This is a genomic window from Loktanella sp. R86503 (assembly GCF_042466455.1).
Taxonomy (GTDB): domain Bacteria; phylum Pseudomonadota; class Alphaproteobacteria; order Rhodobacterales; family Rhodobacteraceae; genus Loktanella.
In genome coordinates this window covers 2,814,152-2,829,581 of record NZ_JAXHCI010000002.1, presented here as the reverse complement: position 1 = coordinate 2,829,581, position 15,430 = coordinate 2,814,152, and the positions used below count along the sequence as shown (strand labels likewise).

General features: G+C 59.1%; 14 protein-coding genes and 1 pseudogene. 5 read left to right on the top strand and 10 right to left on the bottom strand.

The genetic code is table 11. From position 1 onward, the window contains the following. The first annotated feature begins 33 nt into the window (after positions 1–33). The 5 genes and pseudogenes from SJY10_RS14900 (at position 34) to SJY10_RS14880 (ending at position 6,338) form a co-directional block, all read left to right on the top strand. Positions 34–1,416 (top strand): 1-acyl-sn-glycerol-3-phosphate acyltransferase, encoded by a 1,383-nt coding sequence (locus SJY10_RS14900; RefSeq protein WP_386684037.1) that lies wholly within the window; start codon positions 34–36, stop codon positions 1,414–1,416. 107 nt (positions 1,417–1,523) lie between these two features. After that, positions 1,524–2,816, top strand: coding sequence for a crotonyl-CoA carboxylase/reductase (gene ccrA, locus SJY10_RS14895; protein ID WP_386684721.1), 1,293 nt, complete (start codon positions 1,524–1,526; stop codon positions 2,814–2,816). A gap of 440 nt (positions 2,817–3,256) precedes the next feature. Next, positions 3,257–4,039, top strand: a pseudogene (locus tag SJY10_RS14890) (autoinducer binding domain-containing protein). A 76-nt stretch (positions 4,040–4,115) separates the two neighbouring features. Continuing rightward, on the top strand, positions 4,116–4,754 hold the full coding sequence (locus SJY10_RS14885) for an acyl-homoserine-lactone synthase (RefSeq protein WP_386684035.1): 639 nt from the start codon (positions 4,116–4,118) through the stop codon (positions 4,752–4,754). Between the two features lie 39 nt (positions 4,755–4,793). Continuing rightward, a complete protein-coding gene (locus SJY10_RS14880) occupies positions 4,794–6,338 on the top strand; it encodes an ATP-dependent RecD-like DNA helicase (protein WP_386684033.1) in 1,545 nt (514 codons plus the stop codon). Between the two features lie 48 nt (positions 6,339–6,386). Here the strand turns inward: SJY10_RS14880 and SJY10_RS14875 are convergent, their stop codons facing one another. The 10 genes from SJY10_RS14875 to SJY10_RS14830 form a co-directional block, all read right to left on the bottom strand. Further along, positions 6,387–7,139 carry a TIGR02186 family protein gene (locus tag SJY10_RS14875; protein ID WP_386684031.1) on the bottom strand — a complete coding sequence of 251 codons (753 nt, stop codon included), beginning with the start codon at positions 7,137–7,139 and terminating at the stop codon, positions 6,387–6,389. Beyond that, positions 7,136–8,053 carry a sulfite exporter TauE/SafE family protein gene (locus SJY10_RS14870; RefSeq protein WP_386684029.1) on the bottom strand — a complete coding sequence of 306 codons (918 nt, stop codon included), beginning with the start codon at positions 8,051–8,053 and terminating at the stop codon, positions 7,136–7,138. The genes SJY10_RS14875 and SJY10_RS14870 overlap by 4 nt, the downstream gene beginning before the upstream one ends. Positions 8,054–8,120: 67 nt before the next feature. Continuing rightward, a complete protein-coding gene (locus SJY10_RS14865) occupies positions 8,121–9,089 on the bottom strand; it encodes an ABC transporter permease (protein ID WP_386684027.1) in 969 nt (322 codons plus the stop codon). 4 nt (positions 9,090–9,093) lie between these two features. Then, positions 9,094–10,215, bottom strand: a complete 1,122-nt coding sequence (locus tag SJY10_RS14860) for an ABC transporter permease (RefSeq protein ID WP_386684025.1) — start codon at positions 10,213–10,215, stop codon at positions 9,094–9,096. 3 nt (positions 10,216–10,218) lie between these two features. Next, entirely contained in the window at positions 10,219–11,808 is a 1,590-nt protein-coding gene (locus SJY10_RS14855; RefSeq protein ID WP_386684023.1) for an ABC transporter ATP-binding protein, read from the bottom strand. Positions 11,809–11,982: 174 nt separating this feature from the next. Then, entirely contained in the window at positions 11,983–12,978 is a 996-nt protein-coding gene (locus SJY10_RS14850; protein ID WP_386684021.1) for a BMP family protein, read from the bottom strand. Between the two features lie 153 nt (positions 12,979–13,131). Then, positions 13,132–13,548, bottom strand: a complete 417-nt coding sequence (locus SJY10_RS14845; protein WP_386684019.1) for a GNAT family N-acetyltransferase — start codon at positions 13,546–13,548, stop codon at positions 13,132–13,134. Beyond that, positions 13,545–14,207: a tRNA (adenosine(37)-N6)-threonylcarbamoyltransferase complex dimerization subunit type 1 TsaB gene (gene tsaB, locus SJY10_RS14840; protein WP_386684017.1), complete on the bottom strand. Its 663-nt coding sequence runs from the start codon at positions 14,205–14,207 to the stop codon at positions 13,545–13,547. The genes SJY10_RS14845 and tsaB overlap by 4 nt, the downstream gene beginning before the upstream one ends. Positions 14,208–14,314: 107 nt before the next feature. Beyond that, positions 14,315–14,878: a NifU family protein gene (locus SJY10_RS14835; protein ID WP_386684015.1), complete on the bottom strand. Its 564-nt coding sequence runs from the start codon at positions 14,876–14,878 to the stop codon at positions 14,315–14,317. Positions 14,879–14,959: 81 nt separating this feature from the next. Then, on the bottom strand, positions 14,960–15,415 hold the full coding sequence (locus SJY10_RS14830; protein WP_386684013.1) for a universal stress protein: 456 nt from the start codon (positions 15,413–15,415) through the stop codon (positions 14,960–14,962). Between the last annotated feature and the right edge of the window lie 15 nt (positions 15,416–15,430).

Here is a 15,430-nt window from a genome sequence, read left to right as displayed (position 1 = left end):
TACGAGGCGGGGCAAACCTGTCACGGTTCCGGCATGACGCATTCCGTGACCCTGCCCCTATGGGCCTTTGTCCTTATCGTGCTGTTCGCGGCCGTGACCTTTGCGTCGCATTTTCTGTTTCCATCCGTTCGCTGGTTCTTTCGTAAAAGAGCAGAGCGGGTCATCGCGCGGCTGAATGAACGCCTTGCCCGCCCGATAGAGCCATTCAAGCTCGCGCGGCGCTACGACATGATCCAGCGTCTGATCTATGATCCGGAAGTGACGCAGGCGATTGTTGACTATGCCCACGAACATGACGTTCCCGAAAACGTCGCCTTTGAAAAAGCCAAAAGCTATGCCCGCGAAATCGTTCCCAGCTTTTCCGCGACGGCCTATTTTTCTTTTGGAATGCGGGTTGCGCGATTTTTATCCAATACGCTTTACCGTGTGCGCATCGCGACCTTTCCCCGGCAAGAGCTGAACCAGCTGGACCCGGAAGCGACGATCATCTTTGTGATGAACCACCGCAGCAACATGGATTACGTCCTTGTCACTTATCTGGTCAGCCGGGCGGGTGCGCTATCCTATGCCGTGGGTGAATGGGCGCGGGTCTGGCCACTCTCTGCTTTGATTCGCGCGTTGGGTGCCTACTTTATCCGTCGCCGGTCCCGCGGGGATCTGTATCGCCGCGTGCTGGCGCGCTATGTTCAGATGGCCACGGATGCTGGCGTGACGCAGGCCATGTTTCCCGAAGGTGGTCTTTCCCTGACCGGAGAGGTCAGGCCGCCCAAGCTTGGCCTGTTAAATTACATTGTGTCCAATTACCGTCCCGGCGGGCGGGATGTCATTTTTGTTCCTGTGGGCCTGAATTACGATCGGGTCATCGAAGATCAGTTTCTGATTGATGCGGATAAACGGGGCGTACGGCGGTTCCGGCCGCCTGCCATGACCGTATTGCGCGGCATTTCCTGGCATTTCTGGCAACGTATCACGGGGCGCTTTGACGGCTTCGGCACCGCATCTGTCGGGTTTGGCGAACCGCTGGAACTTTCGCTGTTTCTAAAGGCGCGGCCAGATTTGACCGGCGACCCTACAGAGGCGGTGGCAGATGCGCTAATGGACCGCGTGCGCGCCGTTGTGCCGGTGTTGGCGGCACCGCTGATCGCCCGTCTGATGCTGCGCAATCCTGGCCTGTCTGCAGCAGACCTGCTGACACAAACGACCATTTGCCTCGATGCCCTGCATACCCGCGACATGCCGTTGCCGCAGCGCAGTCCGTCAATCCTTGTCGCTGATACGCTTGCCCGGTTTACCCAGCGGGGGCTGATTGCGGTCACACCCGACGCGATCACGATTACCGATCGGGGGCGGGACATCCTGCCCTATTACGCCAGATCTATTGCCCATCACTTTCCCGAAGAAAAATCCGTTACGTAATAAAATTACAAAATATAGACCAAGGGGGTTGCATCATTGCGCTGCGCTTGCATACTCAAGCGTACAGGCCGACTCTGCAGCGCGGCGAAAACATGATGGATGCAATGATGGAGACGGACATGCCCCTTGATCTGGACACCGCCACCAAGGCGAGCCCAAAGCCCCTTTATGCAATCGGTGAAATGCCGCCCCTTGGGCATGTGCCAGACCAGATGTACGCTTGGACAATCCGGCGGGAACGGCACGGCGAACCCGAAAAAGCGTTCGAGGTGGAAACCGTGGCCTGCCCCAAGCCTGACAGCAATGAAGTGCTGGTCATGGTGATGGCTGCTGGCGTTAATTATAACGGCGTTTGGGCCGGACTTGGCGTGCCGATCAGCCCCTTTGACGTGCACGGTGCTGATTTTCACATCGCCGGTTCCGACGCCTCTGGCATCGTTTGGGCTGTGGGCGACAAGGTGAAGCGTTGGAAAGTCGGCGACGAGGTTGTGATTCATTGCAACCAAGACGACGGCGATGACGAGCACTGCAATGGCGGCGATCCCATGTTCTCGCCCAGCCAGCGGATCTGGGGTTATGAAACCCCCGATGGCTCTTTCGCGCAGTTCACCTGTGTGCAGTCGCAGCAATTGATGCCCCGCCCGCAGCATCTGACATGGGAAGAATCGGCCTGCTATACCCTGACGCTGGCCACCGCTTATCGCATGTTGTTCGGCCATGAACCGCACGACCTAAAGCCCGGTCAGAACGTGCTGGTCTGGGGGGCCTCCGGCGGCCTTGGGTCCTATGCGATCCAGCTGATCAATACGGCAGGGGCCAATGCCATCGGCGTTATCTCGGACGAATCCAAGCGCGAATTCGTCATGTCGCTGGGGGCCAAGGGCGTGCTGAACCGCAATGATTTCAAATGCTGGGGTCAGATGCCCACGGTAAACACGCCTGAATACAAGGAATGGTTCAACGAGACTCGCAAGTTCGGCAAGGCGATCTGGGACATTACCGGTAAGGGTAATAACGTTGATATGGTGTTCGAACACCCCGGAGAGGCGACGTTCCCTGTGTCCACCTTCGTGTGCAAGCGCGGCGGGATGGTTGTAATCTGTGCCGGGACAACTGGTTATAACCTGACCTTTGACGTGCGCTATATGTGGATGCACCAGAAACGTTTGCAGGGCAGCCACTTTGCGAACCTCAAGCAGGCCTCTGCCGCCAATAACTTGATGGTCGAACGCCGCCTTGATCCGTGCATGTCCGAAGTGTTCGGTTGGGACGACATTCCCGCCGCCCATACCAAGATGCGCAAAAACCAGCACAAGCCCGGCAACATGGCGGTGCTGGTTCAAAGCCCGCGCACCGGTTTGCGCACCTTTGAAGACGCACAGTTTGAATCCCGCGGTTAGGTAAGGCGACCGCTTTTGATGAAAGGGCGTCTGCTATGGCAGGCGCCTTTTCTTGTTCAGAATCTCTTTATCAATATGACTGATTCCGGCAGCGCGCTGTCTGACCGATGACCGCGGTAAAAATCGCCGCTTGTGGGACCGACCTATGCAGTGTCAATTATTTATGCTGAAAGCCTCCCCCTATATCGGGGGAGGCTTAAGAAGCGAGTATTTTGCAATATTAACCCATGCTACCGTGAGTTGTTAATGACCTGTTAACGAATTGTAAGGGAGTGTGAACGTGGGACATAAGTGGATCATCGACGTTCTGGCCGATTTGGAGTCTTTCGCCTTCCAGAATGGTCTGCCCCTTGTGGCGGACCGGATGCGCGAAGCCGCAATCGTGGCAACGGCAGAAATCGCGTCGACATCCGAGGGCCAGTCAGGCCGGGTACGTATAGATGCGGAACAAACTGAACCGCTTTTTGCAGCGGCTCGAAGCCACCGACCGGCTTGATCAACTTCAGGAACTGGTTGTCAGCCTGCGGCAGACCCTGAATGTCGATCATGTCGTCTATCACTGGGTCAGTGTCGACGGCGAACAATACGGTTTTGGCACCTATGATCCCGGTTGGGCGCAGCGGTATCAGGACATGGATTATATTCGCGTGGATCCCGTTGTGTCGGGCTGTTTCCAGCGTTTCCATCCTGTCGATTGGAAGCGGATGGATTGGTCATCCAAGGCAGCCCGTGCCTTTCGCGCCGATTCGATTGCGCATGGTGTTGGCAACTAGGGATTCACGATTCCAATACGCGGCCCCAATGGGCAGTTCGCCCTTTTTACCTTGTCACATACCGCCACCGATGCGGAATGGGATAGCTTTACCGCCGACAACCAGCGCGATTTGATCGTGATCGCCCACTTCCTCAACGCCAAGGCACTGCAGATCGAAGCCGGGCGCACGCCCGAAGCCGTACGCCCGCTGTCCCCGCGCGAAGTCGATGCGCTCAGCTTTCTGGCCATGGGCTATTCTCGCTCTCAGGCTGCTGATTTGCTTTCAATTTCCGAACATACCCTGCGGGCTTACATCGAAAGCGCGCGGCACAAGTTGGGGGCACTGAATACCGTTCACGCAGTTGCCCGCGCCTTGTCGGAAGGGTTGATCATGATCGGGGGGGCCGCAAAGGATGCGCCCGGCGGTTGGCCTGGGCGCCACGCTGATACGGATGTTGCGGCCAGCTAGGCACCGTTCGCAGGGCAGCATAATCTTAACCACCCGGTCCGAAGACTACCCCATCGCAATGACAGGGGCCTTCGCCATGATTCGCTATATCTATGCCAACGACTTTCACCATCACCCGGACCTGCAAGCCAGTATGCACAAGGACCGTGCTGCCCAATTCCGCGACCGCCTGAAATGGGAGGTGTCAGTCGATAAGAACGGCTGGGAACGGGACGAATACGATGCGATGAACCCGCTATATGTCGTCTGGGAAGAAAGACCCGGCGTGCATGGCGGGTCTATGCGCTTTTTGCCGATGTCGGGGCGTACCATGGTAAACGACCACTTTTCGGATCTGATGGACGGTGAAATCAGCAGCCCGCTGATCTGGGAATGCACCCGCTTTTGCCTGTCGCAGGGTGCCAGCCCCCGCGTTGCTGGCCTGCTGATGCTGGCGGGCGGGGAATTGATGCGGGCATTTTCATTGACCCATCTGCTCGGCGTTTTTGATGCCCGCATGATCCGCATCTACAACGCCATCGGGGCCGCGCCAGAGGTGCTGGGCAGTTCCGGCAGCGGGCGTGATGCGATCAGCGTCGGGCTTTGGCCTTACCGCGCGGAGGACCGGCTAAAGGTGTTGCGCCGGGCTGGCGTTAGCTCTGCCATATCAGAGGCGTGGTTCGCGCGATCCTTTGGCCATGTAATCGGGCAGGCATCGTCAGAAAAGGCGGCCTGACATCTGGCAGGGGGCGGCGGGGGCGGATAGGGTCGCGCAATGAACACACCCGCCCCCACCATCACCTTTTCCGAAGATCAGGCCGCCGCTTGGGACAGTGTCGAAATGACCCTGCGCCAGTCTGGCGTCGATCTGAACAATGACCTCCTCCAACCACCGCAAAGCGAGGTGAGCGAGGTTCTTGCCGTGATCGGCAAGGCGGGTAGTGGCAAGACCATGCTTCTGGCAGAGCTTTACCGCGCATTAGAAAAAGCCGGGGTTGAAATCGTCTCGGGCGATTATGAGGGTAAGAAACGCAGCGGCCGGCGCACGCTGGCGATTTTGGCCCCGACGAACAAGGCCGCATCCGTGCTGCGCAATCGCGGCGTGCCGGCGACAACGATCCACCGGATCCTTTACACCCCCGTCTATGATCCTGAATACGAAAAGGTTGCCGAATGGCTGGCCGGGCAGGGCGAACGGCCGGATGTGGAACAGCTGACTGATGTTGCGCTGGACCGGGCTTATGTGTCGTATCAGGGGCACAAATCCATTCCCGCCGCATTGGCCGCCGCGGGGCTGCGCGGCAGCGATTTCATCACCGGGTGGAAACGGCGCGAAGAGGCGCTGGATATCGGATTCATCGACGAATCCTCCATGCTGGATGCCAAACAGTTTGAAGACCTTCAGGAAATTTTTCCTACGCTGATCCTGTTCGGCGATCCGGCGCAGTTGCCGCCGGTGCAATCCAGTGGCGGCATGGTGTTTGAAACGCTACCGGAAAAGCGCGTGCTGACACTGAACCGTATCCATCGGCAAAGCGCGGATAGCCCGATCCTTGACCTGGCCCATGCGCTTGCCGATCCCATGCTGGATTTCTACCATTTCGAGCGTATGGTCGCTGAGGCAGCAGAGAAGGACGAGCGCGTCGTCATGGCGCAGCGGGTAGAGGCGGATCTGATGGCCCGCTCGCCTTGCCTTGTCTGGACGAACAAGACCCGCATCCGCCTGATCCACGCCTTTCGCGCCGCCTATGATGCACCGGGCGACAGTCTGTTGCCGGGCGAGCCGTTGATCTGCGATGGTATCGAATTACCCGTCAAGCACCGCAAAAAGCGGCTGGACCTCGAGGCGCGGGGCCTGATCAAAGGCGCGCAGGTCATCTATTTGGGGCCGGGAAAGCGGCCCGGTTTCAGCAAGCTGCATGTGCTAGGTGCGATTGATCCGCAAATGTCTGCGGCGAGTATCGTCAAGATTGAACATGAGGGTGACGAAGAGCCGTTCATTCCCTTTGCCGCCAAGATGGGCGCAACGTTTTTGCATGGTGCCGCCGTGACCATCCACAAGGCGCAGGGCAGCCAGTGGGATACGGTGCAGGTCTTTGCCCCGGATATCGAAATGGCGTCGCGTATGGGCCGGGTAGAGGCGGGGCAGCCGCTGTGGAAACGGCTGGCTTATGTCGCCATCACGCGGGCGGAAAACCAATTGCGCTGGGTCGTGCGTAACCGTCTGGCAAAACCGGCAGAGCCGTTCTTGCGGATCGACGATCTGGACAAGGGGCCGGCGCCGCTGACCCTGACAATGCAGGACGAAGACGGCGCATAGGGTGCGACCTTATCCGCGGGTATAACGAACGCCTTATTTATAAGGTTTTTACCGTTTAAGTGCAGCAGCCCCGGCAGAGGCGGCCCAGCCTGCCGCGACTGCGATGACAAGCGACAGCAAGCCGTACAGGAATGGCTGCACATGGGCGAGGTTATAAAGCCAGCGTTCCAGCCCGACCTTTTGAACGGGAATGACCGTGCTGTGGGTGTCGATCACCTTGCCGCCGCGGGTCAGAAAAATGCGGGCAAGATAGTCACCTTCCAGCAGATTAGCTGGCAGACGAAATGCGGTGCGAAACAGCGTATCCTGTTCAAGATCGACTCCGCCTTCGTTGACCTGAAACAGCGCATCCTTGGCCCGGATGCGGATCAACGCCTCTGTAAAGTTTGCACTGTCGTCCACCGTGGCACCAACGGACCGGATGGCGCGGGGAATGGTCACGCGGTTACGCAGGTCTTCGGTATCGCTTAACACGTCGTCAATCGGTGCGCTGGATGCCACGGCATAAAAGGACGGCGCACGGTCGACGATTACTTCGTCGGTGTTGATCCAGATGCCCATCCGCCGTTGTTTGCGAAAAACCGATACGGTCTGGTCGGGGCCGGATACGGCAACGATGACGCCCAGATCGCCCATGTCCTGCGGTTCCGGCGCGGTGCGGCTAACGGCACCGAAAATCAGGATGTCAGAGCCGTCGAAGGTCGCGGTGATGGACACGGAATCCTGACTAAGCCCCAAAACGATGGTTTCGCTTTGCGCCTGAGTGGCGAAAAAAAGCAGGGTCAGTAAGGCGCGGATCATAGGGCACCTGCGGCGCTAAGGGTATAAAGCTCTGCCGGTTGCAGCAGCAGATCAAGGCCAAGTTTGCCGCAGACCAGCAGCACCAGCAAAGCCAGCAGGATGCGCAGGCTTTCCGCCTTTAGCTTGGCCCCGATGCGGGTGCCGACCTGGGCCCCGATGACGCCGCCGAGGATCAGCAGCAGGGCCAGCATGATATCGACGGTATAGTTCGTCGTGGCATGCAGCATCGTGGTATAGGCGGTGACAAAGATGATCTGGAACAGCGAAGTGCCGATCACCACCTTGGTTGGCATGCCCAGCAGATAGATCATCGCCGGCACCATAATAAAGCCGCCGCCAACACCCATGATTGCGGACAGGATGCCGACCAGAACGCCGACCAGCAGAGGCGGGATGACCGAGATATAAAGGCCGGAAACGCGAAACTTGACCTTTAGTGGCAGGTTGTGGACCCAGTAGTGATGCTTGCGTGTTTTTCGCGCGCCGGGCTTGCGCGATTTCAGCATTGCATTGAGGCTTTCCACCAGCATCAGTGCGCCGATGATGCCAAGGAAGACGACGTAGAACAGGCTGACCAGCAAATCGACTTGGCCCAAGCTGCGCAGGTAGTTGAAGATCAGCAGGCCAAGGGTTGATCCCGCAAGCCCGCCGATCAGCAAAACCGTGCCCATGCGTAAATCGACGGTGCGCCGTTTCAGGTGGGCAAGCAGCGCGGAAAAGGACGAAGCGACGATCTGGTTTGTCGAGGTGGCGACCGCCACTGCAGGCGGGATGCCGACAAAGAACAACAGCGGCGTGATCAAAAAGCCGCCGCCGACGCCGAACATACCCGATAAGACGCCAACCAGCCCGCCCAATCCCAGAATTAGGAAAATGTTAACCGAAACTTCTGCGATGGGCAGGTAAAGTTGCATCGAACGTCCGATTGGAAGTGGTTTAACCTACCAGACTGCGGATCGGCGGCAGTGTCAAACAGGCAGCTTAGCGTTCTTTGACGTAGGGCTCGCCTCCGGCTTTTGGGGGGATGGCTTTGCCGACGAAGCCGGCAAGGATCACGACAGTCAGAATATAGGGCAGGGCGTCCAGCAGCTGGGTCTGAACGCTGAAGCCAAGCGTGCGCTGAATCAGGTCGGGGCGCAGGGCAAGCGCCTGCAAAAAGCCGAACAGCATGGTTGCGCCAAGGGCGGGCCAGGGTTTCCATTTGGCAAAGATCAGTGCGGCAAGGGCGATATAACCGCGGCCTGCGCTCATGTCTTTGGTGAACCCGGCTTGCAGCGCAGTGGCAAGGTAGGCACCGGCCAAACCGCAAAGCACACCGCAGATCGCCACAGCGACAAAGCGCAGGCCGACAACGGATACGCCAGCGGTATCGACCGCAGCCGGGTTTTCGCCGACGGCGCGCAGGCGCAGGCCAAAACGGGTGGCGTAGAGCACCCACCACGTCACGGGCACGATCAGCAAGGCGATATAGACCAGTGCGGTATGGCCTGAAATCAGTTCGTAATAGATCGGGCCAAGCAGGGGCACGTCGCGCAGGGCGTCGGCAAAGGGCAGGGTGATCGGGTTGAAGCGTGCGCCGCCAGATAGCTGGGGCGTGCGGCCGCCTTGGCCGAACCAGCTTTGCGCGATGACGACGGTCAGGCCGGCGGCCAAAAAGTTGATCGCGACGCCGGAAATCAGCTGGTTGCCGCGAAAGGTGATCGAGGCGACGCCGTGGATCGCAGACAGCAGCATAGAAGCACCTATGCCTGCCAGCAGCCCAAGCCAGACATTGCCGGTGGTAAAGGCGATGGCCGCAGACAAAAAGGCGGCGGCAAGCATTTTGCCTTCCAGCCCGATGTCAAAAATGCCCGCGCGTTCGGAATACAGGCCCGCGATACAGGCCAGCAGCAGGGGCGTGGCAAGGCGGACGGTGGAATCAAGCAGTTGCAGAAGCGTCATCAGGTCCATGGTGTCACTCCGCCGCGGTCAGTTTGGATTTACGCTGGGCCGCACGGCGCCGCGACAGAAAGAAGCTTTCCAGCGGCATGCGGACCATGTTGTCGAGGGCCCCTGTGAACAGGATCACGAGGGCTTGGATCACGACGATCAATTCACGCGGGATGCTTGTCCACAGTGCAAGTTCCGCGCCGCCCTGATACAGGAACCCGAACAGGATCGCGGCAAGGAAAACGCCAAAGGGATGGCTGCGGCCCATCAGGGCGACGGCGATCCCGATGAAGCCTGCGCCTTCTACGGCGTTCAGAACAAGGCGTTCGGCTTCGCCCATCACGTTATTGATCGCCATCATGCCAGCCAATGCGCCAGAGATGGTCATAGAAATCATGATGATCTTGGTCGGGCTGATGCCTGCGTATCTGGCGGCCGATTCCGAATGGCCAAAGGCGCGGATTTCATAGCCCAGACGCGTACGCCAGATCAGCGCCCAGACCGCGATGCAGGCGGCGATGGCCACAAAAAAGGTGATGTTGGCAGGCGCGCCGCGGAACATCACAGTGTCAGCGGTCGAGAACATATCCTGGAACGACGGCAGGTGCGTCGGGTCCGGGAACTTGCCCGTCGATGGCTCCATGCTGCCAGCAGGCTTTAGCGCGCCGACCAGCAGATAGTTCAGCAAGGCAGCGGCAATGAAGTTGAACATGATCGTTGTGATGACGATGTGGCTGCCGCGCTTGGCCTGAAGATATGCGGGGATGACAGCCCAAGCGGCACCGAACAGGGCAGCGCCCAGTGTGCCGCCGAGCAGGGCCAGCGACCAATGCGGCCATGGGATGTAAAGACAGGCAAGCGCAACACCAAGACCGCCCAAAGCCGCCTGACCTTCGCCGCCGATGTTAAACATGCGGGCGTGAAAGGCGATGGCGACGGCGAGGCCGGTAAAGATGAAATTCGTTGCGTAATAAAGGGTATAGCCCCAGCCATAGGTGGATCCGATAGCACCGTCGACCATCAGCTTCAGCGCCTCCCACGGGTTTTCACCGATGGCGAGGATGACAAGGGCGGACAGCAGTGCAGCCAGCACCAAAGAGATAACGGGGATCAGGACCACATCGGCCCATTTTGGCATCGCATCCATGATTTAAACCTTTTCCCCTGTGCCGGCGTGCGCCAGGTTTTCTTCGATCTGGGCGACGGTGACATCGGCGGGATCGCCGGTCATGCCAGCCATTAGCATCCCAAGTTCTTTTTCGTTTGTCTTTGCCGGGTCGCGTTCGCCCATGACGTGGCCGTCGAACATGACGGCAATGCGGTCGGACAGGGCAAGGATTTCTTCCAGCTCGACGCTGACCAGCAGAATTGCTTTTCCTTGGTCGCGCAGGGCGACGATTTGCTGGTGGATAAATTCGATCGCACCGATATCGACGCCGCGGGTCGGCTGGCCGATCAGCAAAAGGTCCGGATTGCGTTCGATTTCACGGGCAAGGACGATTTTCTGCTGGTTGCCGCCAGAGAAGTTCTTGGCCGCTAGTTTTGGATCGGGCGGGCGCACGTCGAAACGGGCCATCTTCTCTTCGGTGTCCTTCAGCATGACCGCGTTGTTCATGAACGGGCCAGATCGGTATTTCGCGTCGTGGTGATAGCCAAAGGCCGAATTTTCCCATGCGGCGTAGTCCATGATCAGACCTTCGCGCTGGCGGTCCTCTGGCACGTGGGCAATGCCGCGTGCGCGGCGGCTTTGGCCGTCGGATTTGGTGCCGGTCAGGTCGATTGGCGTGCCGTTCATAAGGATCGTGCCGGTCGCCTTTTCATAGCCGCCCAACACTTCCAGAAGCTCGGACTGGCCATTGCCAGCAACGCCCGCAATGCCAAGGATTTCGCCCGCGCGGACCTGCAGGTTGATCCCTTTAAGGCGGTGAACGCCTTTGTCGTCGGTGACGTGCAAATTCTGCACGTCCAGAATGACGGCACCGGGCACACTGGGCTTTTTATCCACTTGCAGCAGGACTTTGCGGCCAACCATCAGCTCTGCCAGCTCTTGCGGGCTGGTTTCGGATGTCTTGACCGTGGCAGTCATCTGACCGCGGCGCATGACGCTGACGGTGTCGGTGGTTTCCATGATTTCGCGCAGTTTATGCGTGATCAGGATGATGGTTTTGCCTTCGCGGCGCAGGTTTTCAAGGATGCGGAACAGGTGATCAGCTTCTGCCGGTGTCAGCACGCCGGTCGGCTCGTCCAAGATCAGGATGTCAGCCTTGCGGTACAGTGCTTTCAGGATTTCCACTCGCTGCTGCATGCCGACGCCAATATCCTGCACCAGCGCGTCGGGTTCGACGTTCAATTCGTATTCATCGGCCAGCGCCTTAAGCTCGCGCCGCGCGCGGGCAAGGGACGGGCGCAGCAGGCCGCTGTCTTCGGCCCCAAGGACAATATTTTCAAGGACGGTAAAGGTTTCGACCAGTTTGAAGTGCTGGAAAACCATGCCGATGCCAGAGGCGATGGCTGTCTGGCTATCGCGGATGTCGACCTTTTTGCCGGAAATAAAAATCTCTCCCGCGTCGGCTTTGTAGAAGCCGTAAAGGATGCTCATCAGCGTGGACTTGCCAGCACCGTTTTCGCCAATAATGCCGTGGATCGTGCCGGGCATGACGCGAATACTGATATCCTTGTTGGCCTGGACCGGGCCAAAGGCCTTGGAGATGCCTTTGAGTTCGATGGCGGGGGCGGTCATGCTGTGATCCCTTTTACGGCGGCAGGGTATACGATTTGCACGGCTCGCGCTGCAGGTGTTGCACCCCAAGCGTCGAAAAAAGTCTGGATCATGTTTGTCATGCCTGGTCCCCCGATGGATAAGGGCCGCGCCGATGGATCAGCGCGGCCCCGATTGGTGTGGCCTGATGGGTGCTTAGAACGTCAGCGCCGGGCAGGATTCGTCGGACATATAGTCGTGCACCATGATGGAGCCGTCAGCGATGCCGGTTTTGGCTTCTTCAACAGCGGCCATCATTTCGGGTGTCACCAGCGCTTCGTTGTTTTCGTCCATGGCATAGCCGACGCCGTCTTCGCTGACGCCAAGGGACGCGATGCCGGGCTCGACTTCGGTGCCGGCGGTGAAGGCGTCATAGACAGCGACGTCAACGCGCTTGAGCATCGAGGTCAGGACCTGACCGGGGTGCATGTAGTTCTGGTTTGCGTCAACGCCGATGCCCAGCATTTCGTTGTCTGCTGCTGCTTGCAGGACGCCGACACCGGTGCCGCCAGCCGCCTGGAATACAACGTCAGAGCCCTGGGACTTCTGCGCAAGGGTCAGCTCGGTGCCTTTGACCGGGTCGTTCCATGCGGCAGGGGTGGTGCCGGTCATGTTGGCGATGACAGTCACGTCAGGGTTCACAGCCTTTGCGCCTTCGGCGTAGCCGCAGGCAAATTTGCGGATCAGCGGGATGTCCATGCCGCCGACGAAGGACACGGTGCCGGTCTTGGACGCCATAGCGGCGAGCATGCCCACCAGGTAGGAACCCTGCTCTTCGTTAAAGACGACAGATTTGACGTTCGGCGCGTCGACAACGGCATCGATGATCACGAACTTGGTGTCGGGGTAGTCGCCAGCGATGTCACCCAGCGGCGTCATGAAGGAAAAGCCGGCCATGACGATGGGGTTTGCGCCGGATTCAGCAAAGCGGCGCAGTGCCTGTTCGCGCTGGGCGTCGGACTGCAGCTCGACCTCGGCGAAAGTGCCGCCGGTTTCTTCGGCCCAGCGGGTCGCGCCGTTAAAAGCGGATTCGTTAAAGGATTTGTCGAACTTGCCGCCAAGGTCAAAGATGATGGCCGGGTCGGCCATGGCAGCACCGGCGGACAGCGCCAGCGCAGCGGATGCACCGAGGAATTTTGTGAAAAGCGTCATTACATAGTCTCCCAGAGGACGGTGTTGTTTCCGAACGGTTTGGTCCATTCGTGGTTCATCACCAGATAAGGCAATGCGGCGCGGCGGTGGTCAACCGTTTCTTTGCGGAACATGCTGCATCTTTTGCCATAAGATCAAATTTCAGGCGCTATTTTAGGGTGTCAACGTCCGGCGCAGGACCAAAGCATCAACGGCCTCACCGTTTTCGCGGTCGTAATATGCGCGCCGCTGACCGACTTGGCCAAAGCCAAGCGCAGTATAAAGCGCGATGGCCGCGGCATTATCGGCGGCGACTTCCAGAAACACGGTAGCGGCACCGCTGCACTGCGCAAGGTTGCAAAATGCTGCGATGGCGTTGCGGGCAAGACCCTGGCGGCGGTGATCCGGCGCGGTGGCAACGGTCAGTATTTCGGCCTCGTCCATAATGACGCGGCCTAAAACAAAGGACTTTGCGTCACCGCACAGTAGTGTGCCGCGCTGGGCGCGCAAACTGGCAAATTCATGGGCAGACCACGGACGGTCAATGTCAAAAGCCAATGCATGCGTGGCGGCCAGATCATCCAGCGTCATGGAATGATGGTCGGCGGCGCATCCCGCGCAGGTGCGGCATCGGCAGGGCGCAAATACAGCGGCGCGGGGCGTTCGGGGTGATCCATGCGGTAGATCGGATCGGCCGCCAGCAGGGCGATGCCCTCTATCACGCTGACAGCTTGCGGACCGGTCGGCAGGCCGTGGGCGGCCAATAGAATCGGTGCCATATCACCAAGTACGGTCACGTCATCCGGGCCGGCAACCGCAAGGGCACCGGTCAGATCGGTGAAAACCGGTTCTGATTCGGGCCAGCCGTCGGTAAAGCGTTGGGCATAGACCATGTCGCGCGGTGCGGCGGCTGTAGACAGGATCGGGCCAGAGGTGCCGAAGGCCTGCGCCTCTAGCACGCTGACACCAACAGCAGGCTTGTTCAGCCCAAGTGCAAGGCCGCGGGCCGCGGCGACAGACATGCGGATGCCAGTGAAATTGCCCGGCCCGGTGCCAACGCCGATGACGTCGATATCGGCCCAGACAAGGCCTTCTTTCGCCAGCATCTCCTCCAGCATGGGCATCAGGTGTTCTGCCTGACCGCGGGCCATGTCGTCGGTGCGGGTGATGATGCGGTCGCCAATCAGCAAAGCCCCCGCGCAGCGCGGGCCAGAAGTGTCAAAGGCGATGACAGTGGGATCGTCGGTCATACGCGGGTCCTGCGCTTATCGGATCGTGAACGGGTGGGCTTAAAAGTATATGCAAAGGCCCGGCGCGATGCACCGGGCCTTTGCGCATTCTAACCGACCGCGACGGCTTAGGCCGCGACGGGGCGGACTTCGGTGACTTCGGGGATGTAATGGCGCAACAGGTTTTCGATACCCATTTTCAGGGTCAGCGTGGATGACGGGCATCCGGCACAGGCCCCTTGCATGTGCAAATACACAACACCGCGTTCAAAGCCGTGGAACGTAATGTCGCCCCCGTCCTGAGCCACGGCGGGCCGCACGCGGGTATCAAGCAATTCCTTGATCTGCTCCACAATCGCGCCATCCTCGCCGTCGTGCGCCGCATGACCTGACGCAGGTGTATGGTCCGCACCCATGACCGGCTGGCCGGACTGGTAGTGTTCCATGATCGCACCCAGCAGAGCCGGCTTGATATGGTCCCAATCGACGGCGTCAGCCTTGGTGATCGTCACGAAATCCATGCCAAAGAACACGCCTTCGACACCGTCTACGGCGAAAAGGCGCTGCGCTAACGGACTCGAGCCTGCAGCGTCAGGGGTCGGGAAATCGGCAGTGCCCATATCCAGCACGGTCTGACCCGGCAGGAACTTGAGCGTCGCAGGGTTTGGTGTTGATTCGGTCTGGATAAACATGAAAACCGTCCTTTTTTGTCAGGTATCAGATATGCGCCCTGTCGGCACTTTCGTCAAGGTTTGGAATCATTCTAACCTATTTCAGGTGATGGCTTCCAGCTTTTCCTTGGACAGATCGCCCGGGACGATCGTGATGGGGATCGGTAGGGTGCCGGCCTGCCGCGACAGCGCGTTGATTAATGGACCGGGGCCCTTGTTGTCGGTGCTGGCCCCAAGGACAAGCACACCAATGGCGGGATCTTCGGTAATCTGGGCCAGAATTTCTGGTACGGGTTCGCCTTCGCGAATGACAAGCTCCGGGTTCACGTTTTGCCGGTCACGCATCCATTTGGCGAAAACCTCGAAATGGACTTCGATCCGCTCGCGGGCTTCTTCGCGAAAAATTTCTCCGACGCCGATCCAGTGATTGAATTCGTCCGGCGGGATAATCGACAACACAGTCACGCCCGCGCCTGTCTTGGATGCGCGCATCGCTGCGTAACGCATGGCATTCAGACATTCGCGGCTGTCATCCAGCACGACCAGAAACTTGCGCATGGTGTCCCCCTTGTT

Excerpts from the sequence above, each read along its gene's own strand:
- SJY10_RS14900 (WP_386684037.1), top strand. The coding sequence starts at position 34 with ATGACGCATTCCGTGACCCTGCCCCTATGGGCCTTTGTCCTTATCGTG.
- ccrA (WP_386684721.1), top strand. The coding sequence starts at position 1,524 with ATGGAGACGGACATGCCCCTTGATCTGGACACCGCCACCAAGGCGAGC.
- SJY10_RS14885 (WP_386684035.1), top strand. The coding sequence starts at position 4,116 with ATGATTCGCTATATCTATGCCAACGACTTTCACCATCACCCGGACCTG.
- SJY10_RS14880 (WP_386684033.1), top strand. The coding sequence starts at position 4,794 with ATGAACACACCCGCCCCCACCATCACCTTTTCCGAAGATCAGGCCGCC.
- SJY10_RS14875 (WP_386684031.1), bottom strand. The coding sequence starts at position 7,139 with ATGATCCGCGCCTTACTGACCCTGCTTTTTTTCGCCACTCAGGCGCAA.
- SJY10_RS14870 (WP_386684029.1), bottom strand. The coding sequence starts at position 8,053 with ATGCAACTTTACCTGCCCATCGCAGAAGTTTCGGTTAACATTTTCCTA.
- SJY10_RS14865 (WP_386684027.1), bottom strand. The coding sequence starts at position 9,089 with ATGGACCTGATGACGCTTCTGCAACTGCTTGATTCCACCGTCCGCCTT.
- SJY10_RS14860 (WP_386684025.1), bottom strand. The coding sequence starts at position 10,215 with ATGGATGCGATGCCAAAATGGGCCGATGTGGTCCTGATCCCCGTTATC.
- SJY10_RS14855 (WP_386684023.1), bottom strand. The coding sequence starts at position 11,808 with ATGACCGCCCCCGCCATCGAACTCAAAGGCATCTCCAAGGCCTTTGGC.
- SJY10_RS14850 (WP_386684021.1), bottom strand. The coding sequence starts at position 12,978 with ATGACGCTTTTCACAAAATTCCTCGGTGCATCCGCTGCGCTGGCGCTG.
- SJY10_RS14845 (WP_386684019.1), bottom strand. The coding sequence starts at position 13,548 with ATGACGCTGGATGATCTGGCCGCCACGCATGCATTGGCTTTTGACATT.
- tsaB (WP_386684017.1), bottom strand. The coding sequence starts at position 14,207 with ATGACCGACGATCCCACTGTCATCGCCTTTGACACTTCTGGCCCGCGC.
- SJY10_RS14835 (WP_386684015.1), bottom strand. The coding sequence starts at position 14,878 with ATGTTTATCCAGACCGAATCAACACCAAACCCTGCGACGCTCAAGTTC.
- SJY10_RS14830 (WP_386684013.1), bottom strand. The coding sequence starts at position 15,415 with ATGCGCAAGTTTCTGGTCGTGCTGGATGACAGCCGCGAATGTCTGAAT.